Here is a 20,564-nt window from a genome sequence, read left to right as displayed (position 1 = left end):
AACACTTTAAGGTCATAATAGTCAATTTACTGTTCTTGTGCGAAAAATGCTCCCCTGCAGGGCCTGTGGCGATCAAATCCCTCTCTATCATCCATTCAAACCGGGCTGTTGAAAAATGTTACCTTTTTGATCTACATAAACAGTGCCTACCCCCTTTCGTGAGAAGCCGGGGGGGCCGCTTTTCCAAAAACAACCGAAAGCAAATGTAGAACTGTGCTTTTATTGGGTGTCACGGGGTAAATCTCTAAAAAACCATCATTCTCACGGAAATGGTCATTTCTGTTTTTCTATCCCAATTGATTTAAACCACATCAGTTTTGAACCACACTCCCTAGCTTTAATGCGGCAGGTTGGTCGCAGGGGTGAGAGCGCGTACATTGCTACACGTTTTTAACGGAGTAAGGTGCTTGGAATCAACTATTTTGCTTTGTGTTAAAAAGGCACCGGCCATGAAAAACGATCAGAAAGCAGGGTAACAGGTTTATGCCAAAAACGAGCAAGCGTATTGAGGGGTTCACCGAGTCGGTTATCAGAAAAATGACCCGTATTGCAGATGAGTGCGGGGCGATAAATCTTTCGCAGGGCTTTCCCGATTTCGATCCGCCCGGGGAAATTCTGAGCGCGGCAGAGCATGCCGGTCGCCACGGTCCGCATCAGTACGCGGTTACCTGGGGCGCGCCAAAATTTCGCTCCGCGCTTGCATCAAAACTCAGCCGTTTCATGGCAATGGATATCGATCCTGAAAAAAATATCGTAGTCACCTGTGGCAGCACCGAAGCAATGATGGCTTCGATGATGAGTTGTTGCAATCCGGGCGATAAGGTTGTGATCTTCTCACCATTTTACGAAAACTATACTGCCGATACAATTCTCAGTGGAGCCGAGCCGATCTATGTGGCTCTCAAACCACCATCATTTAGTTTCGACCGCGATGAACTTCGCCATGCCTTTGAGCAGAAACCCAAAGCGCTTATTCTCTGCAATCCATCTAACCCATCGGGAAAGGTTTTTACACCCGGGGAACTTCAGTATATTGCGTCTCTTGCAATCGAGTTTGATACCTTTGTAATCACCGATGAAGTCTATGAGCATATCGTCTATCCCCCGCACAAGCACACCTACTTATCATCCCTTCCGGGAATGTGGGAGCGAACGCTTAGTTGCAGCTCGTTGTCAAAGACCTATTCAGTCACCGGGTGGCGTTTAGGGTATGTGGCGGGCCCTGAGGAGGTGATCGATGGGGTGAAAAAGGTGCATGATTTTCTTACCGTTGGTGCCGCAGCGCCACTTCAGGAGGCTGCCGTTACCGGGCTTCTGTTCCCCGATTCTTACTATGATGAGCTTGCGACGACCTATCGCTCAAAACGGGATTTGTTTCTTGGGTATCTCAGGGATGCCGGTCTATCCTTTACAGAACCACAGGGAGCGTATTATGTGATGTTGCATGTGGGGGAGTTTGGTTTTGGAGATGATAATCGTTTTTGTGAATGGATGGCCCGTGAAATTGGGGTAGCGGCAGTGCCGGGTTCAAGTTTTTTCAGGGAACCGGTTAATGATCTGGTGAGGCTTCACTTTGCAAAGAAACCGGAAACACTAAAAGAGGCAGGGAGAAGGTTGGGGAGGCTTAGAGGGTGATGGATGTGGTAATCTGTGAGGGTTATTAAGTTGAAGGTGAGTATCACGGTATTCATTCAAAAACTCTATCTATAGTACTCTGGTCAGACTCCATAGAGTATGCATCACAGTCATTTATATGCTTACACTGGTCTGGTGCTCTTTTAAACAATTCTAAATAGGGGTTTGGGTAATTATTACAAAGATGAATTTTGCATAAACCTTTTTTCGAAAAGTTTAGACAAAGATTAAATGATTTAGCGAAAATCACCCTATGTATTTCATCAAATCTTTCTTCATTTTTTTTATAAAAATTTGCCAAACGGTTACAGATTTTGTGGTGGAAGGCTGGATAGTTTAGTTTGCTGAAAGTTTCTATGCTGTAAAAATATGATAGTAATGCTTCGTTATACTCCTTACGCATTGAGTATAGCTCAGCAAGATAACCGTAAGCCCGTGCTCTGTAGATATAGTTGCCGGTTTTTGAAGCATGGCATATGGCTTCTTTGAGGTTTTTTTGGGATTCCATGTAAGTTTGTTCATTTTCATTTACTTTGTACAGGCATAATTGAGCTTTGCTCAGATTGATTAAATTCCTCAAATAGATCAGATAATCTATGGGGCTGGAATCATCAGTTTTTTTACATGTAAGTGATAGATTATTGGTAAAGGTCGGATCAGTGAGATGGCCGGAAACCAGCTTATGAATAGAAATGGCGGAATCGTAAAAGTAATTAGCTGATTTATTTTTGTTTACACTTTTTAAGTATTCTCCTTTAACTCTAAAATATATCCCCATATTATCATACATTTTAATGCAATGTTTCCAGGACTGCTCATAACTCAACAACGACTGCATCATTCCGAATGCTTTGTTAATGATCAGATCATTTTCTTTGAACGGAACTATTTCTGAATCATTTTCACTGTCTATATAATGTTCAACATACCTGACTCTGTTCAGAGCAATACTTTCATACACAAGAGCAGTTTCAATTGAGAACTCTCCAAAAAGTTTCTCCAGAGCAACATTACCTTCATAGATACTATTTAAGTAATTATCATCGTTATCGAAATTCTTCAAACTCTTCTCTACATCACTACATTCTTCAAGTACTCCCCAGGAAAAATACTTAGGCTTATCGTTAAACAGTTTATCGTGAAGAATCTTCGCAAATGTTTGATTGCTGCATTCATCGGCGTAATCGGTACAATCCAAAAAAGCCCTGTTTTCTATAGGCAATGGGTCTGAAATATCTTCGTTTTTCATTAAACAATATAGAATAGATAAGGATTTGCGGTATTCCTTTTCAGTATCTTCAATATTTTTAATGTTAATTTTACCAGTAGTAGTAATTCTAACCTGCTCGTGGTGAAGGTTACCTTTTAAACGATAGAACTTGATTCTTTGGAGAATGAAATCATACGATCTATCCCCCGGGAGGCGTTTCATCTTCAGGTGTAAGAAAAAATTAAGTGCTGAAGGGCTAAATATATCTATATATTGAGTAGCAAAAAGCTTATCGCTCCACTTACTGACCAGATCGGCCTGTTGAAGATAATGATTTTTATCTATAAAGCTGGACAATTTTATGAGTACTTCAAGCCATGTGTTTATATAGGTGGCGATTCTAAGCTGTGCTTTGCATAACTTTACTTCACTTTTCCGGTTCAGGTAAGGTTTAAAATAGTTATTCAAAACAGTTTCTTTATTGGATTCCTTAATAGTAGCATTTAGAGCTGTTTGGAATATTTCGCTGTATAATCTTTCCAAACATTTTAAATTTGTCAGCTCATGAGAGAAAGCCGAGGATTCCTGAAGGCTCTTCCCGAACACTTCAAGGTTACCAATGTAGGCAGAATTAATTGGGGATTTACTATCTTTTTCAAGGTGCTTAAAAATATCCTTAAAAAGATTTTCCGATATATGTTTACTGCTTTCAAAAAAACCATGCTGCTGAAGGCGCTCTATGTATTTTACCGTATAGCCAAGATCTTCCTGGGATTTTTTTTTGTCGAAAGAGTGCTTCATGGAGTCAAATGCAGCGAGTCCCAGTATAGCAAGAAATATTCCATTGAAAATGTTAGGAATGATAGCTGAAAAACCGTAGTCCTCATTGATAAATTCTGCTGCGCTAATGAAATAAATGGTTGATCCAAATATTATCACCTATGTTATTATTGGAATAAATATAAGACTTCGCAACGGTTTCACTTTAAAACCAGTTCGTCTTATGAGTAGTACCATGAAAATTATAGCCAGAACAATATAAATAAATGACAAAAATAATTTAGGAAACATTTCATAACCTTTGTTCATAAGCTTTGTTAATAAATTTAGGTCGTTACTCAGTTTTCTGTATTGCAATTATAGAACCTGTATGTATGGATAGGTAGTTTTTACTCGAAGAACAATTGGGTTTCAACAGTGTACCCGGGGGGGGGCAGCATGACCCCCTCAGAATCTAACACAATACTTTCAGAATAAAATAGATGGAGTGTCAGTTACAGAATGAAAAAGATAAAGCTCTTCCCCCAAGCAACAGGGGCAGAGCGAATTCACAGCGGCAAAGTAATCCTGAATGTTGTTCCCCCGGTAACCGTTGATGTAAATGAAACGGTTCCTCCCAAAACCTGCTCACCAATCAGTTTCATAAGAAAAGTGCCGATGCCTCTTCCCGGTGATGATTTGGTTGAAAAGTTGCGCTGAAATACCCGCAAGGCGGTTTTATCTGGTATACACTCTTTATTCCAGACATAAATTGTAGCAGTGGCGTTGTCCCGCGACACCCACAGCTTAATAAAATCTCCCGGTCCGGATGCTTCAACGGCATTGAAAAGCATCTCTTCCACAACTTTCCTGAGGTATCCCCTGTCGGTGCGCAAAACTATCGCACTCTCCGGAGTAAGTACTTCAAGACTTATGTTTAGAGAAGAATGATTAACTGTAAATTCTTCCTGAAGATCTTTGAAAAAAGCAGTAATATCAACTTCACTGTAAAGAGCTGTATGGTTTTGCCCCACAGCCCCAAAGAGCAGTTGCTGTGCGGTTATCTCACGATCCATACGCAGGGATGTTTCAAATATCTTTTCCAACAGTGAATCATTGTATTTTTCACACATCATCTCATTGACACCAATAATACCGGTGAGCATGTTCTTAAGGTCATGAAAAAACTTCTTCTCCAAATAGGCCCAGCGTTGATGCATTGAGATATCCTGGAGAAAGATCAGGATAAATTGTTGCTCCTGAAGCGTGATCGGGACAGCGCGAACAGAAAAGAACAGATCATTGCCAACCCCGTTTTTGCCTGTCTGAATAGCACAGGTGCGCTCTATGGGCTTATTTCCTGCCAGAGATGAGACCGTTGCTATCGCAGCTCCGCATGTCTGACAGTACTCCGTTGTGCCACATCCGGCTGTGTTTTTATCCTGATGGATACATCCAACCATCTCACCCAATCGCAGCCCCAGAATGGTTTCGCTGTCATCTAAATTCAGAAACTTTATGAACTCCTCATTGATGGCAACTGCCTGACGGTGCTCGTTGAGTACCACCAGCAGTCCCCCTATAGTTTTCATCAAACCGTTAATAAAGGAATCATTAGATAAATGTACTATTGCATTTTTAAGCTCTTCACTGCCCGCTCTCCCAGGCGAAGCATAAAAAGTATTCATCGGGAACCTCTGAAAATAGTAAGTAGGTGGATAGTGAGCTTTAAGTGAAACCGGAAGAGTGTTGTATTCAACATTACCCTTCGATTTACGGCTAATTCTATTCAAATTATATTGATACTAAAGTGACTGTCAAATAATGGAGTACTATGCCTGGGCTCTGGGAACCTATTATGAGCTGATAACTACTACTCGTAATGGATGTCTACGTGGAATATGCAGATTCGCTTCATAGAAAGCTCCTTTCTGTTGTATTCTGGAATGCGTATTGCATTGTTCCATGTGGCCTGAAAATTATGGATACAGAAGAATAGATCTGCTCATAACAGCTCAGTTCCGTATGGAACAAAACGCAAATTTGAGAGAATCATAGTGAAAACCGATCGTCTAAACCCCTTTATCTATCTCATAACTACCCTTCTATGGACCTGGATTTTTTGGTTTGGAGCGGTGTTAACCGGCCAGAGTTGGCTACAATTCCCAACACTGCTACTAACAGTACTGGGGTTTTGCGGCCCCTTTTTGGTTGCAGTACTAATGGTCAAACTTGGTTTTTGGAACGGAAACGTAAGGGGGTTTTTGCGTAATAACTTTGATCTAAGATTGTTATCCGTTCGCTGGTATCTGTATCTGTTGGGGTTTGTTTTACTTTTGTCCGGATTACCCCTGTTAATTGGTAGTCTTATTTTCGGCCAAAGTATAAACCACCTTACTGATTTTAGCGCACCCACTGTTTTCATTTTAGTAGGAATCATTGCTGGTGCCATAGAGGAGCCCGGGTGGCGTGGTTACGCTCAAAAAGGATTGCAGAGCCACATGTCCCCCTTAAATGGCAGCATTTTGATAGGAGTAGTTTGGGCTTTATGGCATGTACCACTTTTTTTGTTGGAAGGGACCTATCAACATTCAGTTGGTTTTGGGACTTCGGGGTTTTGGTTTTTCAACGCATCTATTCTGGCTGGTTCAATTTTTTATGCATGGCTTTATAATGCTGCGGGTCAAATAGGGGTAATTGCGGTGTTATATCATGGGGTAGGTAATGCCATGAGAGAAGTGTTGTCTTTTACCGATACCGATTTTACAGTCCAGTCAATCGGGTTTGGTGTTGAGGCCGGGATAGCCCTGGTGGTACTTGTTTTGTCGTGGAAGTTTATGACTAAGAGAGGAGAGATTAAAAGTTCTGTTAATAAAAATCCGCCACTAATTAACCGCGAATAGTTTACTCCTAAAAAAGTGAAAACGGTAAGTACTTACTGTGATGAGTTTTTTGAATCCTTAGGTATTGACCTCGAGAGTATAAACCTTTATTTTACTTATATACAGCATAACATACTTCTCAATGAGGAATACACCTTTTATAATCTGCTCCTATGAAACTATTTATTAAAATAATAAACATCCAATGGTGCAGCTCCGTTTTATCTGATCCTAAAAGGAGAAAGTTTTCCTGTATGAATATCTTTTACTTTGCCAGGTTACCGTATAGGGGAGAGGAGCAATCATGACCGATGAAAGTCACAGTGAATTGGAAAAAGTGTTACGAGCACTGGAGAATAAAAAGTATAGGTGGCGCACCATACAGGGTATTGCAGAAGAGGAATGTATGAGTGCAGAAAGAGTCGAATGTGTCATTCACGCCAATAAGGAAAAGATAGTACGTTCATCATTGAAAAGTGAAAAAGGTGAAACGCTCTATACCACCCGTCGTCATTATAAACAGAATGCAAGTGTTTGCGAAAGAATAGTAGCCTCATTTAAAAATAGGATTGCCTGAAATGGATACATCGTTATTACAATTACCTGTATTGTGTGCCTTTGGAGGAGCATTAGCCATAAAATTGCTGGAATTAACGGAGCTGCAGCATGTTGCAAAAGAGCAAAGACCTGATTTCACCGATATTATCTACTGGCTTCCCTTTGTGATTATGCCGCTTCTGGGTGCAGGGTTGGCGTATGTATATATCACGTCAGGAGTTGAACTGCAGCCAATTCTTGCGGCAAATATCGGGGTGTCGGCACCTCTGATTATACGAGCATGGGCTGAGATCAACCCCTTTGGAAAAAGTGGGATTGAGTTACCGCCTGGTGCTTGACTCTGCTCGGAGGTAGGTACATGCGCAGTTGAAACAGCGTTCAAACTACTCCGCCAGTTTAAATGTTGGTGTTAGCGAGAGTGCTCTATCCCGGTTTCCCGGTGCAAAATAGATGAGGCAAAGGAGGGAGCAGTCTGATGGGGTACACCTTAATGGAAAATCAGCCCAGGCTGTCTAAAATCTGGGATAATTTATCTTTAGATACCGGTTTTTCAAAGTAAAAATCTGCGCCAAGCTTTTTAGCCTCCTCTTTTATACCGTTGCTTCCATATGCGGTAATGAGGGCGATTTTTGATTGGGGATACTTGGATCGGGTGAACTTTATGATCTCAAAGCCCTCCTGGTCAAAAGTCCCCGATAACCGAAGGTCGGCAATAACAGCATCGAAAAAAGAACGGTCGATCTTCTCTTTTGCTTCACTGAGGCTTTCGCTTGTAACTACTTCAATGCCAGGTCTTTGAAGAAGCCTTTTGAAGGCAAGTAAAATTGCTGTCTCATCATCAACTATAAGAATTCTTTTGTCGAAACTCATGCACTCCTCTACGAATTTGGCTACAGGATTTTTACTACATCGCTAATAAGTACAGAAACAGTACTGTCTATCACTAATGCGGTGAAAATATGTGTATAAAATGTTTGCTTGGGGGTGGTGATACATTGAATGAGGTAGTGCATAATATACGATGTGAGTGAGTGAGATGTAAGAACTATTTCCCACTTTCCCCAAAAGAGGTACTGGATTTGCTTTTGTTTTCAGGTATAGGAGGAATAAAGCACTATGGGTAGAATACTGATTGTCGATGATGAAGAAGCTATCCTTTTGGCTTTTCAAAAACTCCTTCAAAAACAAGGAGTTACAGTAGATGTGGCAAATTCCACCGTTGAAGCTTATGCCTTTATAGAAACCAAAGACTATGATGTATTAATTATCGATCTGAGAATAGAGGGTACTGCAAAAATGCAGGGCTGTGAGCTGGTCACCATGGCCAGAACGTTGCACCCATTGGCTATCATTATCGTCATTACTGCCTATGGAGATGAAGATTTAAAGTCTCATGCTCTGCAAGCCGGTGCAGATATGTTCCTGATAAAACCGGTCTCTCCTATAGCTCTAAGAACTCTGTTGCAGAAAAAGGGGATCTACGCCTCCTCTGATACCTCCATCTAAATTTTCAAACCTTTTTTTTCTGCTTCAAGCCTCCTTTCCCCAGACACCGAACCTATTTATAAATAACAGTTCTATGTTTGTTATACACATAGATACAATAAAGTTGGTTTCTAAATCGTAAAACAAGGAAAATTACACATGAAAAAAGGAGGCCAGGGACGGTACTAAAATCTACTCATCTAACCTTTCTGCTTAAAAGAAACAGGACACCTATTGTTTTGTTTGTAGCAGCCATAGTTTTGTTAAAAGCAGCTTCATTTTCACCTTTAGGTGCAAACAACCAGCAATTTGCTCAATGCCCAAGGATCCAAAGAGAATGCAGCGCCATAAACAGGCTTTTGTTTTTCTTGCCTCAATTTAGACAACCTCAACCACAAGAGGGCACCGAAGAACAAGCCCGGTTTTCACCTTTTGAACATATGTACCTTTTATTCTAAGCAGCTTTTTGTGCACCAGGTTTGAAGCGGAGAACTTAATGAAAAAATACTTCTCACACATCTTCTCATACTTTCTTCAGGGCTTATTTGCGTTACTGCCGCTTATAGTGTCATGGTTTGTTATAACATTTCTGTTTAGATTAGCCAAAAACTCTATAAATGATATTCTCATCCTCATGCCCCAACACCTGATGGCATCAACTGTTTGGGCTTTTATCTTAGAAGCGCTTACCTTCCTATCCCTTATAGCTCTTATTGTTGGTTTTGGGTTTTTGATCAAGACTCTTGTTGGCAAGACACTAATCTCAAAGGTCGATTCCTTTTTTAGCTCCATACCCTTTCTTAAGCTTATTTACAGGGCAACTCGTCAGTTGGTGGATATGCTGGGCTCAAAAAAGAGCGAGAGTTTCTTTACACAACCAGTTCTTGTGGAATATCCCAGTAAGGGTAATTGGGTGATAGCGTTCAAAACGGGGGCGGTTAGTGATCCGGAGGGAAGTGGCAGAGAGTTTAGTACAGTCTTTATACCCACTACCCCTAATCCAACAAGTGGATTTATGGTGATTACGGAAAGAGTACGCCCATTTAATGTCGCAGTTGAAGACGCGGTGAAGATGGTTCTTACAGGCGGAGTAATTAAAAGCGAAATTAAGCCGGATTTAAAAGTCGCGTGAACCTTAGATAGGTAATATGTTTGGCCCCCCTTTTTTCGTAATCACTATAGTAGTGGTTTTTTTGGGTTAAAGGAGGTACAAGTGGAAAATAAGGAGATTGCACGTCAGCTTAAAAATCTAACAGCTCTGGATATGGAAGCTGCCAGGGAATATTCCTGGGCATTGGAAAACATAAAGGATGAGGGGTTGTGTGAGCAGCTGTGTGACTTCAAGGAAGATCACGAGGAGCATGTGCAAAACCTCTCTCGCTACATACGGCAATTAGGGGAAAAACCACCCAGGAAAAATGAGATTGGCTCTGAATTAAAACACGATGGAAAAAAGGGCCAGTATCAGATAGAAGATATTCTGCGCACACTTATGCGGGATGAAAAGATAGTAAGCGACAAATACGAGAAATTATTGGATCAGGTTACGATACCGCAGATAGCAGCAGATCTTGAAAATGATTATGAAGACGATCTGCTTCATTTGCAGACTATACGAGAACTACTTTCGGAGACGTACTAAAGAGGGGACGGCATTGTTTTAGGGCAATGCCGCCTCGTTTCACTGTTATTCAACCTCAAGCTGTGCCTGTGCATCCACGACATCTCTGTTAACAAGCACAAGAGCATCATGCATCTTGTCACTGATTTCCGGGTCGGGCACTCTGTCTCGTAGCGTTCTAAGTAGTTGTATAACCATTCGTAAGACTCGTACCAAATCACCCTCAGGCACCCCAAAAGTACCCAGTGTTTTAAGATCACACCCCCTGGCCCATGAAAAGACCGGAGCAGCCAGAGAGAAATCCATCTCCCGTATCGGATTTGAAATGTTATGTCGAATCTCTTTTGCACGAAGCTTATGAATCACCTTCTCTGCTTTAAATTTTAAATGAGCAGGGGTGGCCGGAGTGTTCTTTTTACTTCTGCACTCCTCGGTGATTAATGCCGCCATAATCACCGGCAGTTGCTCTACACTACACTCCTCAAAACTGCCGGAAAAGAATAACTCTGCTGCCTGGATCTCATACCCACTGACCCCTGCTGCAAGCTGGCCTTTTTCGGTGAGCATTATTCCGTCCAGAAAACCGGCAGATTTAAGAAAGCGAATTCTGTTTCGTACCTGCGCCTCTTCTCTTCTGTAAGCCTTGGTGATAGAAAAGGTGCCTTTGCGAAAATTGTGAAAACTGTTTTGAAATATCTCAAAAATATTCTCACCAAATTGGCTGTAGAGATTCAAAATAGTTGAATAGGAGGCAAAAAAGCGGCTGCTTATCTTTTCATTCTTACCATACAACAGACGCTCTAAATGGTTGGGATCAGTTGCTTCGGGAGTAACCTGAGAGTACACATAGCCGACACTGTCCATCCCGCGCCTTCCGGCTCTCCCCGCCATCTGATTATATTCCCGTGTCATAAGGTAATTAAAATCAACACCATCAAACTTCTCCAGCTCATCAAAGATCACCGAACGTGCAGGCATGTTTACACCAAGAGCAAATGTTTCTGTGCAGAATAAAAGCTTGATATATCCGGCAGTAAAAAGCCGCTCCACTATCTCTTTAGCAGCAGGGAGTATGCCCGCATGATGAAAAGCACAACCAGACTCCCACATCTCTTTTAAATACCCAAGACGCTCATAGTCTTCAAGCTTGTACTGCACTACCAGTTTATCGATCATCTCCCTGGCTTCCTGGAGTTCCTGAGCATTCAAAAGCTTAAGGCGCATGTGCAGTTCAGCATTGTATTCACAGGCCCTGCGCTTAAAACAGAAATAAAGAGCAGGCATTCTGTCTTGCTCCAGTACATATTGAACGATTCTTCTTGATGAGGGTTTTCGGCGCAAAAATTTCTTTCGTATCACCGGATCTTTTCGGTACTTTCGCTTGATCGATCGTATGCTCATGATCCCAAATTTGGGGTGAAAAAAAGAGTGCTTCAGTGGCACCGGGCGCGTTTTCTCTTCAATAAGGGCAAAATTGGTATCGCGCACAGTACTCATCCAGGAACCAAGCTCTTTTATATTGGGCACAGTAGCACTAAGGCACATAAAACGTATCGCTTTGGGAGCTAAAATTATACTCTCCTCCCATACCGTCCCACGCTCAGGGTCATCCAGATAATGAATTTCATCAAAAATAACGTAATAAATCCCCATCAGCCTGGGGGATTCTTCGAGAATAAGATTACGAAAGATCTCTGTAGTCATGATGAGTAAGCGGGCATCGGGATTAATGGTAACATCCCCGGTGTGAATCCCCACGATCTCTTCACCAAAGCGGCTACGAAAATCACGGTACTTTTGATTGGAAAGAGCTTTGATAGGGGCGGTATAGATCGCCTTTTTGCCCTCATTGATCGACTTTTCGACCGCATACTCTGCAATAAGTGTTTTCCCGCATCCAGTAGGGGCTGCTACAATCACTGACTCTCCTCTGTCTATAGCTTCTACTGCGTCGGTCTGAAACGGATCAAGCTCAAGATTCTGATATTTCACATACACTCCTTAATTGGCCATGTGTTTACCCTTATAAATCTATATTCTAAAATATCTTAAGTGAAGGGTAAACATGAAAATAGTAATTCCTTCAGCCATTAACCATGCTTTGATTACCTGCTTACTAAAAATTACGGCTTTTATTGCCCCCTTATGATATAATTTTCCTGTCTACAAGGATATGGGGGCTTAAAAGTAGCGTTGTGAATCTAAAAATAGCACTTCTTAGCGATTATTACTGGCCAATTGTGGGTGGTGTAGAAGAAAATGTGCGGCAGACTGCCGCACAGTTGCCTGAGCACTATCAGTGCACCATTTTTGCCCATAACTGTACAACGATTCATAAATCCTTATATAAAAAGTACGCTGCACAAGTAAAAAAAAGAGAAACTGTGGACCCATCCGGAAAACAGGTGGTTACCCTTTTTCCTGCTTTAAATGCCCGTATCACTCTTCTGCCACTGAAACTCTGGTCATTTCCCAATTTAAAAGGTATTAGAGCCCCCGAGTTATTCGATACCCTGTATCGTTTCTACCAGGCAGCATTCAAACAACAGTTACAGGGCTATCTTAAAGAGTATGATGTGGTTCATTCCTATTCCACAGGGTATCTGGGGCGCTGTGCGGCTGAGATTTGTGAAACGTTTTCAATTCCAATCGTTCAATCTCCCTATATCCATTTTAACCGATGGGGCGATTCACCTGCTCAGATGAGTGCCTATAACAAAGCTGACGCAGTTATTTGCCATTCACAAGACTATAAGCGAAATTTCGTTTCCCGCTCACAAACCCCTTCACCACTACTGAAAGTGATCCCACCGGTTATAAATGAACCAGATGAACAGAACGCGACTGAAAGAATCACTGACTCTCCTTATATCCTGTTTTTGGGTAGAAAAGAAAACTATAAGGGACTGAATGATCTGCTCAAAGCCTTTTCACCAATTGCAACTGATTTTAAACTGGTGGTGGCTGGTCCCGGAGAGGTGCTGGGGTCTGATGAAAGGATAATCGATCTTGGTAGCGTTAGTGAAACGATGAAACATACCCTGCTTTCCGGTTGTGAGTTTCTCTGCGTCCCTTCAATAAACGAAACCTTTGGGATCGTTTACGCAGAGGCGATGAGTTACGCAAAGCCGGTTATCGCTTTGGATAAAGCACCTGTATCTGAAATTGTTCAAAACGGAAGGTGTGGTATTCTGGTCAAACCAGGGAACTCTAAAGCCCTCAGAGAGAGTATTGAAGAGTTGATTCATGATAAAAAAAGAAGGGAAAGGATGGGTTCTGAAGCACTTAAGCAGTACAGAAAACACTTCTCTCCCTCTGTAACAATCGGAAAACTAACTAACCTGTATGAAGAGATAGTCTTGGGGAAAACCTTCCCCTGAAATATCACTGAATACCTATCTCCTGCAATTTTTTCTTAAGCCTCTTTTCAGAGACCGGCATAGCAGTTCGGATGTGCTGAGCAAAGAGTGAAATGGAGAATTCATTTACCATGAATAAATACTCTTTAAAAGCTTCGACAGTTCCTGACTGCTTTTCTTTTACTACGTTTGAATACTTCTTAGCTAAATTCTGGTATTGGGCCAGAAGAGATCTGCTGTTTCTGTATTTTAAAGGATCGTTCATTGCCCGTTCTATTCTGTAACTGAAAGCGCGCATATAACGGGGGTAATTAACAAATACATTGTAATCTATTTTCAGATCAATAAGATCATCGGTAAAAGTCTTAAGGTCATCACACAACTCTCCCCGAATATCCTTTGGAATAGTTTTGCCTGCATTACCAATTTTCTTATAATTTTCGTTCAATTGAGTTATAAAATCTTCAAGTAAGGTAACAGATCTGTACCCTGTGCCTTTTAACTTATTGTGCGTATCAGAGAGTAGCTGTTCAAAACCTTGCTTTGTTCTGGGTAACTTAGTAAATGACAGAGCATAGTCGCAGATTAGCTCATACAGTTGGCTTTTAATTAAATCCGGACCACCAAACGGAGTGCATAAAAGTTTCAGGTTGCGAGAAAAAGAGAGGTCTTTTTCAAGCCATGAAAGATCTTTTGCAGCAGCGATTTCAAGTAGTTTTTGGACTCCAGATCTATGTATCTGATCACTCTCTTTTTCTGTTTTGCAAAGAATGTATTCAACAGAATCGTCTTTGTCTGCTTTTAAGGCTGCGTATCCCTTTAGCGGAATACCATCATCACCGGAGCCTATCTCAATTGGCTCACTCAGATTCTCATCAGGCCATTCTCTTATTCCCACCTTTCTGAATGAATCAAATCTCTTTTGTAGTGGGGAAGCGTTAGCTCTAGTGTCGATATCAGAGCACCTGGTTATAACTTCTGCACCTCGACCACTTATAATCTCTTTACCCTTTGGATCCACTACTTTGACCTTTGCAACAAGGTGAGGGGCAGCTCTTTTTTCATCAAAAAACGAAGGGGCGATGTCGATGTTGTATAAAGTTTTTATAGTATCGGACAGTACCCTTGCAAATGGCTGTGATGAAGGGGAGAGGGCAGAAGCGATAGTTTGGCTGGTTTCGTTTAAAGGGATGAACTTTTTCCTGAGCTCCCGTGGAAGATTGCCTATGAGATCCTTTACCTTCTCTGGTAACAGTGCCGGAACGATCCAGTCTAAGGTGTTCTCAGGGATGTAGGATAGCGCACAGGAAGGAAAAGTAACGGTGAAACCGTCATTGTCTGAACCGGGCTCAAAATTATAAGATATAGGAAAAGCACTTCCACCAATAGTGATTTTATCGGGATAAGAGTGAACTTTCTGAGGCATCGGAGCTGCCAGGAGGTCTTTTTTGTTGATATATAAAAAGCCATCACCTTTTCTCTTTTTTATTACTCTGTTAAGGTCGTGAATTGAAGATACTTCAGGTATTCGGGCTTTATAAAATCGATACAACATAGTATCCCCCGCATAAAGAGTGCGGCTTCTTATACGATCCTCCTTGGAGAGGATATCAGATTTTACTTTTCTGTTGTGCTTATAAAACTTATGGTAACATCTGAGGTTTTCTTCAATTAACCCCTGATTGATGAAGATGTCTGAAGCTTCGTCTTTGTTAACTTTTCCGTACCTGACTAATCTGTTTGAGTTGATAAGCATCCCAAAGAGTGAAACGCGCTCTTTAGCCCTCACAGTACCGCTTCCTGAATCGAAAAACGGATTGTCATAGCTTTTTTTACATAAAGGTACCGCAAGTTCTTCAAGCCAGGAAGGCTTAATAGAGGCAACTGTTCTTGCAAATACCTGTGAAGTCTCAACTACTTCATGGCACATTATCCACTGATTCTTTTTCTTCGCCAGGGCTGAGCCCGGGAAAATAAGTAACTCTTTGCCCTTTGCACCACGATATTTGCCCCGGTTATCCAAAAATGCACAGTTTGATAGCAGGCCAGATAAAAGCGAGCGATGAATGGAATCGTAAGATGCAGCTGAGGTGTTTTCTTTAAAACCTTTCATTTTGCACAGTGTGTCATGGAGTTGCTGGTACACATCATTCCATTCCCGCATCCTGAGGTATGACAAAAAGTGTTCTTTGCAAAACTTACGCATCCGGTTCTGGCTTTTCAATGCTTTCCATTCACTCTGATAGGCACTCCACAAGTTAACAAAGGTCATGAAGTCCGATGATTTGTCGATGAATTTAGCATGCATTTGATCAGCCTGCTCCTGACGATCCAGAGGCCTTTCCCGTGGATCAATAATGGATAGTGCTGCTGCGATTATTGTAACCTCTTTTAAGGCATTTTCATCCCGTGCAGCTAAGATCATTCGGGAGATGTGAGGATCGAATGGCAAACGGGCCATCTCTTTTCCTGAAGGGGTAAGCTCCTTTCTATTATCAAGAGCACCAAGCTCGTAAAGCATGGCATAGGCATCTGAGATTGCCTGTTTAGAAGGGGGCTGAATGAAGGGAAACTCTTCAGGGCACCCAAGATTATGAGCCTTCATACTGAGAATAACACCGGCAAGATTGCTGCGCATGATCTCCGGTTGGGTGAATTCATCTCTGCTGAGATACTCTTTTTCTGTATAAAGCCTTATACAAACCCCCTCCTGCACACGTCCGCATCGTCCCTTGCGCTGATCTGCACTGGCTTTGCTTATGGGCTCGATGGGTAAGCGGTTTGTACGTAAACGTGGTGCATATCTGGAAATGCGTGCAAGTCCTGTATCAACAACATACCTGATCCCGGGAACGGTGATTGATGTTTCTGCAATGTTGGTACATACTACAATCTTTGTGCGCCGGGAAGGAGTAAAGATCTTTAGTTGCTCGTTTTTTGAAAGCCGTGAGAACAGAGGAATGATATCTACATCTCTGTAATAATTATCACCACCAAGTCGTTCACAAGTCTCTCTGATATCACGTTCGGTTGGCATAAATACCAGCATGTCACCCCAGCCACATGTTCCAAAAAGATCCTTAACTGCTACTAGCGCCTGGTCTACATAGTTATCCGAATCATCTAAAGACTCTTCACTAATCATCTCATTTTTATAGAGTAGTTCTATGGGGTAAAGGCGGCCGGACACCTGTTGTACGGGGGCATCGTTAAAAGATTTGGAGAAGAGGGTAGTGTCGATAGTGGCAGAGGAGATGATGACCTTGAGGTCAGGGCGCCTGGGGAGAAGAAAACGAAGATATCCAAGAAGAAAATCGATGTTAAGGCTGCGCTCATGTGCTTCATCGATAATGATCGTATCATACTGTCTGAGCAACTTGTCACGTTCAATTTCGGTCAGCAAAATTCCATCGGTCATAAATTTGATCACGGTTTGAGGGGTTGCTTTTTCCGAAAAACGAACCTTGTACCCTACAAAATTGCCAAGCTGAGTATTGAGTTTAGAAGCAACATAGGATGCTACTGACATTGCAGCAATACGTCTGGGTTGAGTACAGGCTATTTTGCCTCTGGTGCCCCTTTGCGCCTCAAGGCACAGCAGCGGCAATTGGGTTGTTTTACCCGAGCCGGTCTGTCCTGCTACAATTATTACCTGATGTGCACTGATAAGTGAGATCAGTTTTTGACGTGCTTCAAAAATCGGCAGGTTTTGGTCATATACAGCGGTCGAATTATTCATATTTTTCTATCTAAACTGAAGTTAAGGGTATCTTTTAGTACGTATTAAAAAAATAAATCGTCTTCCCCTTTGCATTTATTTTCCTATTTCGTATATTAAGTCTCAGACAGTGAATGAAAAAATGGTTTTTTCTTTGTTGCTAAATAATTTCCATGAAAAAATCTTGAAAAAAAAGTGAAATTTGTTTAATTTACTACATAGGCCAAAGCACCTTTCGAAAGTAAAACCTATCATGCACAGAAAACTACAAGTCGTCGTTGTTGATGATGAAACTCAGATAACAGAGCTGTTAAAAACATTTATTGAGATTTCCTCTGACAATATTATTGTATATACCTTTAACGATCCGCTCAAAGCTCTGCAATTTATCCAAAATAATAAGGTGGATACTCTCATTACAGATTATATGATGCCTGGAATCGATGGCATTGAGCTTATGGAAGCTGTTGAGCCTCACATTAAGAAAATAATAATTTCCGGCTATGTATCGGAATTAGCAGAAGAGAGAATCGAAAAGTTAGAAGCCACCGTTTTTGAAAAACCGGTTCCCATGAAAGAACTGGGAGCAATTATTTTTGAGCAGCAAAAAGAACTCTGCAGCGTTTAGTACTCACTAAAAACAAGGAGAACTCTTGTGGATCATATTTTTGTATATATAACAGCTCAGGATAAACAGGAAGCAAAAGAGATCGCCAGCACTCTAATTAATGAGAGGCTGGCAGCTTGTGCCAATATAATCGATGGAATGAGTTCTGTTTATCGTTGGGAAGATAAGATCGTTGAGGATTCAGAAGTTATACTTATTGCTAAAACGCGCAACGAGCTTTTCAATGATGTGGCTCAAAGAGTAAGGCAGCTTCATTCCTACTCCACTCCCTGTATTGTGGCTCTGCCACTGGTTGAGGGAAGCAGCGATTTTTTAAACTGGATCAGTGAGGAAACCAAGCAGGACTGAATCTGCCTGATTTCTATCAAAACCTTTCGTAGTGAATAAGTCTGGCGGTGAGTGAGCCAAATTTAACCCTTGTTCTAAGTTTCACCGGCATTTTGTGCTCATCATCGGTTACCCAGATCTCCATTCGATCCCTTCGGCTTAACGTTCTGCCCTCACCAATTAGCGTAGGCTCGATTTTAAGGCAATTGAACGACCCGGCATCTACGCTGATATTCTCTCTGTCGGTGACTTCAAAGGTCATGGGGCTTACTTCACGGTTCATGTAAACATAATGAGAGAACACGTCATGTTTAGTGAAATTCATAGAGCGTATTCTTGGTATCAGTGAAAGATAATCGTGAACGTAGCTTGGAGCATCCAAAACCATCGACCTCCTGCCTTCAACAATCACCTGATTCCCATGCTCGTAAAGCATATAACCATCTGCAGTGTAATTACCTTCACGGGTATGTTGCTCAAAATAGATCGGGTAAAGACCATCGGCATCAACTGTGGATAATACATAGTTACGTATTCGGAAAAACGCACTTACAAAGTTACTGGATAGTGCTTTTGCACCAATTCTGATTGTCCGGTTGTGGGGCTGAGGTTTTGTTTCTATAACAACATAACCACCTTTTACAAATCCCCAGGAAACCTGAAATACCAGTCTTTCGCCGGAAGCCGCAAAAGCTGGGGTGCTGATTGAGCGAAGGGGCGATACTGGACGTTCCACACCATGGTAACTCATTACCGAGTCGATATAGTGCTCAGAGAAGGGGAATGACTCAACATCCCGGGCTGCATTTTTCCAACTCTCTGCAACAACGTGGGTGCTTAGTCCGGTAAATAAAAGTACTCCAAAGACCAGAGCGGTATAAACAGGTAATTTGCCACTTTTTTTCATTCCCCAACTCCTTTAACAATAAAACTCAGCTTCTGTCCCGTATGAATGCTTCAATCGATCTGTCGTAAGTACGCTCAGCGTTCTTACTAAAGAAACATCCTGGAATCTCACCACTTTCACGATGGTAACTGACACATTGACAGCAATTACCTCTCCTTTTACATGAAGTGTAGGTGCATGGACACTTTGAACCTGTACATTCGGCCATTTAAAACCTCTCCTGGTGTTGAAATTAAAAGTATTACTTATAACTCTTCGGGACTATTTCATTAACCTCTGAGCAGTTTTTGTAGTCACAGAGAGTCATGATCTCAACAAGCTCTTCAAACCCAACACTGGGTTTCCATCCAAGTTGCTCTTTTGCTTTGCGCGGATCACCAAGAAGCACATCCACTTCAGTGGGGCGATAGTACTTAGGATCAATTCTTACAACAACCTTGCCGCTTTTGGTGTCAATACCCTGTTCATTGATTCCTTTTCCTCTCCATTCGATCGGGATATCCAAAATAGTGAAAGCTTTTTCAATAAACTCTCTAACCGAATGCATTTCACCGGTAGCGATTACATAGTCATCGGAACTACTCTGCTGAAGCATCATCCACATTGCCCGCACATAATCGGGAGCATACCCCCAGTCACGTTTGGAGTCTAAATTACCCATATATAAACATTCCATTTCCCCCCTTTTTATGGCTGACGCACCAAGGGTGATTTTACGCGTGACAAAATTTTCACCTCTGCGGGGAGATTCATGATTAAACAGTATCCCATTAGATGCATGCAAATTGTACGCTTCTCGGTAATTTACCACCATCCAATATGCATATTGCTTGGCAATAGCATAGGGTGAACGGGGGTAGAACGGGGTTTTTTCACTCTGAGGAATCTGCTGCACTTTTCCATATAGTTCTGATGTAGAGGCCTGATAAAAACGGGGAGTAATCCCAACCTCTCTGATCGCGTCCAGGATTCGCAGCGTACCCGTAGCATCTATGTCTGTAGTGTACTCCGGCATCTCAAAAGACACCCTAACATGTGATTGAGCCGCTAAATTATAAATCTCATCAGGCGCAACACGCTCTAGCATCCGATTAATATTGCTGCTGTCAGACATATCACCGTAATGAAGAAACAGGTTGTTAGGCTTTTTTTGTGGGTTTTTATAGAGATGGTCGATTCTCTTGCGATTAAAATAGCTGGCACGACGAATCATCCCGTGTACTTCGTACCCTTTTTTCATCAAAAATTCGCAAAGATAGGAGCCGTCCTGGCCTGTAATACCAGTTATCAGTGCTTTTTTCTTCATCTGAGATCCTGTTCTATGTATATGAAACTATTACCTTTAGTGTCACTTTAGAGTAAAACAAATAGAAATATAATACCTTCATGCCACTAAAAAACATCTAAGTGCGCTGTTTATCTCATATTTATAAGACGAAAGAAACTGCCAATACCGCTCCAGGTTTTCCAAAGTA

18 protein-coding genes are annotated in these 20,564 nt (G+C 41.7%); 10 read left to right on the top strand and 8 right to left on the bottom strand.

From position 1 onward, the window contains the following. Nucleotides 1–483 precede the first annotated feature (483 nt). On the top strand, nucleotides 484–1,635 hold the full coding sequence (locus tag QA601_07700; protein MDG5814955.1) for an aminotransferase class I/II-fold pyridoxal phosphate-dependent enzyme: 1,152 nt from the start codon (nucleotides 484–486) through the stop codon (nucleotides 1,633–1,635). A gap of 52 nt (nucleotides 1,636–1,687) precedes the next feature. Here the strand turns inward: QA601_07700 and QA601_07695 are convergent, their stop codons facing one another. Then, the gene (locus QA601_07695; GenBank protein MDG5814954.1) at nucleotides 1,688–3,784 is read right to left on the bottom strand and encodes a hypothetical protein; all 2,097 of its coding nucleotides are present in this window, start codon (nucleotides 3,782–3,784) and stop codon (nucleotides 1,688–1,690) included. Nucleotides 3,785–4,173: 389 nt separating this feature from the next. Continuing rightward, a complete protein-coding gene (locus tag QA601_07690) occupies nucleotides 4,174–5,292 on the bottom strand; it encodes a HAMP domain-containing sensor histidine kinase (protein MDG5814953.1) in 1,119 nt (372 codons plus the stop codon). 369 nt (nucleotides 5,293–5,661) lie between these two features. On the opposite strand from QA601_07690, the gene QA601_07685 reads away from it, so the two are divergent. The 3 genes from QA601_07685 (at nucleotide 5,662) to QA601_07675 (ending at nucleotide 7,382) form a co-directional block, all read left to right on the top strand. Then, on the top strand, nucleotides 5,662–6,507 hold the full coding sequence (locus QA601_07685) for a type II CAAX endopeptidase family protein (protein ID MDG5814952.1): 846 nt from the start codon (nucleotides 5,662–5,664) through the stop codon (nucleotides 6,505–6,507). Between the two features lie 283 nt (nucleotides 6,508–6,790). Next, a complete protein-coding gene (locus QA601_07680) occupies nucleotides 6,791–7,063 on the top strand; it encodes a hypothetical protein (protein MDG5814951.1) in 273 nt (90 codons plus the stop codon). 1 nt (nucleotide 7,064) lies between these two features. Beyond that, complete coding sequence (locus QA601_07675; protein MDG5814950.1) at nucleotides 7,065–7,382, top strand: hypothetical protein; 318 nt, start codon at nucleotides 7,065–7,067, stop codon at nucleotides 7,380–7,382. Between the two features lie 160 nt (nucleotides 7,383–7,542). Here the strand turns inward: QA601_07675 and QA601_07670 are convergent, their stop codons facing one another. Then, nucleotides 7,543–7,914 carry a response regulator gene (locus QA601_07670; GenBank protein ID MDG5814949.1) on the bottom strand — a complete coding sequence of 124 codons (372 nt, stop codon included), beginning with the start codon at nucleotides 7,912–7,914 and terminating at the stop codon, nucleotides 7,543–7,545. A 246-nt stretch (nucleotides 7,915–8,160) separates the two neighbouring features. Between QA601_07670 and QA601_07665 the strand changes: the two genes are divergently transcribed. The 3 genes from QA601_07665 (at nucleotide 8,161) to QA601_07655 (ending at nucleotide 10,171) form a co-directional block, all read left to right on the top strand. Beyond that, the gene (locus QA601_07665) at nucleotides 8,161–8,550 is read left to right on the top strand and encodes a response regulator (protein ID MDG5814948.1); all 390 of its coding nucleotides are present in this window, start codon (nucleotides 8,161–8,163) and stop codon (nucleotides 8,548–8,550) included. Nucleotides 8,551–9,025: 475 nt separating this feature from the next. Continuing rightward, a complete protein-coding gene (locus QA601_07660) occupies nucleotides 9,026–9,661 on the top strand; it encodes a DUF502 domain-containing protein (protein ID MDG5814947.1) in 636 nt (211 codons plus the stop codon). Nucleotides 9,662–9,742: 81 nt separating this feature from the next. Beyond that, nucleotides 9,743–10,171: a ferritin-like domain-containing protein gene (locus QA601_07655; GenBank protein ID MDG5814946.1), complete on the top strand. Its 429-nt coding sequence runs from the start codon at nucleotides 9,743–9,745 to the stop codon at nucleotides 10,169–10,171. Between the two features lie 45 nt (nucleotides 10,172–10,216). On the opposite strand, the gene QA601_07650 is transcribed toward QA601_07655, so the two are convergent. Continuing rightward, nucleotides 10,217–12,142: a DEAD/DEAH box helicase gene (locus tag QA601_07650; protein MDG5814945.1), complete on the bottom strand. Its 1,926-nt coding sequence runs from the start codon at nucleotides 12,140–12,142 to the stop codon at nucleotides 10,217–10,219. Between the two features lie 203 nt (nucleotides 12,143–12,345). Between QA601_07650 and QA601_07645 the strand changes: the two genes are divergently transcribed. Further along, complete coding sequence (locus QA601_07645; GenBank protein MDG5814944.1) at nucleotides 12,346–13,530, top strand: glycosyltransferase family 4 protein; 1,185 nt, start codon at nucleotides 12,346–12,348, stop codon at nucleotides 13,528–13,530. Nucleotides 13,531–13,534: 4 nt separating this feature from the next. Here the strand turns inward: QA601_07645 and hrpA are convergent, their stop codons facing one another. Beyond that, nucleotides 13,535–17,248, bottom strand: coding sequence for an ATP-dependent RNA helicase HrpA (hrpA, locus tag QA601_07640; protein MDG5814943.1), 3,714 nt, complete (start codon nucleotides 17,246–17,248; stop codon nucleotides 13,535–13,537). A 232-nt stretch (nucleotides 17,249–17,480) separates the two neighbouring features. Here hrpA and QA601_07635 point away from each other — a divergent pair, with 232 nt between their 5' ends. Both QA601_07635 and cutA read left to right on the top strand, forming a co-directional pair. After that, a complete protein-coding gene (locus QA601_07635; protein MDG5814942.1) occupies nucleotides 17,481–17,855 on the top strand; it encodes a response regulator in 375 nt (124 codons plus the stop codon). A 27-nt stretch (nucleotides 17,856–17,882) separates the two neighbouring features. After that, nucleotides 17,883–18,203, top strand: coding sequence for a divalent-cation tolerance protein CutA (cutA, locus tag QA601_07630; protein ID MDG5814941.1), 321 nt, complete (start codon nucleotides 17,883–17,885; stop codon nucleotides 18,201–18,203). A gap of 16 nt (nucleotides 18,204–18,219) precedes the next feature. Here the strand turns inward: cutA and QA601_07625 are convergent, their stop codons facing one another. From QA601_07625 to gmd, 3 genes are read right to left on the bottom strand one after another with little or no spacing between them, the layout of a single operon-like run. Next, the gene (locus tag QA601_07625) at nucleotides 18,220–19,089 is read right to left on the bottom strand and encodes a DUF3108 domain-containing protein (GenBank protein MDG5814940.1); all 870 of its coding nucleotides are present in this window, start codon (nucleotides 19,087–19,089) and stop codon (nucleotides 18,220–18,222) included. Between the two features lie 25 nt (nucleotides 19,090–19,114). Beyond that, nucleotides 19,115–19,297: a DUF6485 family protein gene (locus QA601_07620; GenBank protein ID MDG5814939.1), complete on the bottom strand. Its 183-nt coding sequence runs from the start codon at nucleotides 19,295–19,297 to the stop codon at nucleotides 19,115–19,117. A 33-nt stretch (nucleotides 19,298–19,330) separates the two neighbouring features. Then, nucleotides 19,331–20,395, bottom strand: coding sequence for a GDP-mannose 4,6-dehydratase (gene gmd / locus QA601_07615; GenBank protein MDG5814938.1), 1,065 nt, complete (start codon nucleotides 20,393–20,395; stop codon nucleotides 19,331–19,333). Nucleotides 20,396–20,564 lie beyond the last annotated feature (169 nt).

It is taken from the genome of Chitinispirillales bacterium ANBcel5, from assembly GCA_029688955.1.
GTDB classification, from domain to species: Bacteria; Fibrobacterota; Chitinivibrionia; order Chitinivibrionales; family Chitinispirillaceae; genus Cellulosispirillum; species Cellulosispirillum alkaliphilum.
The sequence above is the reverse complement of the archived record's forward strand: the minus strand, read 5'-3'. Positions and strand labels throughout refer to the sequence as shown.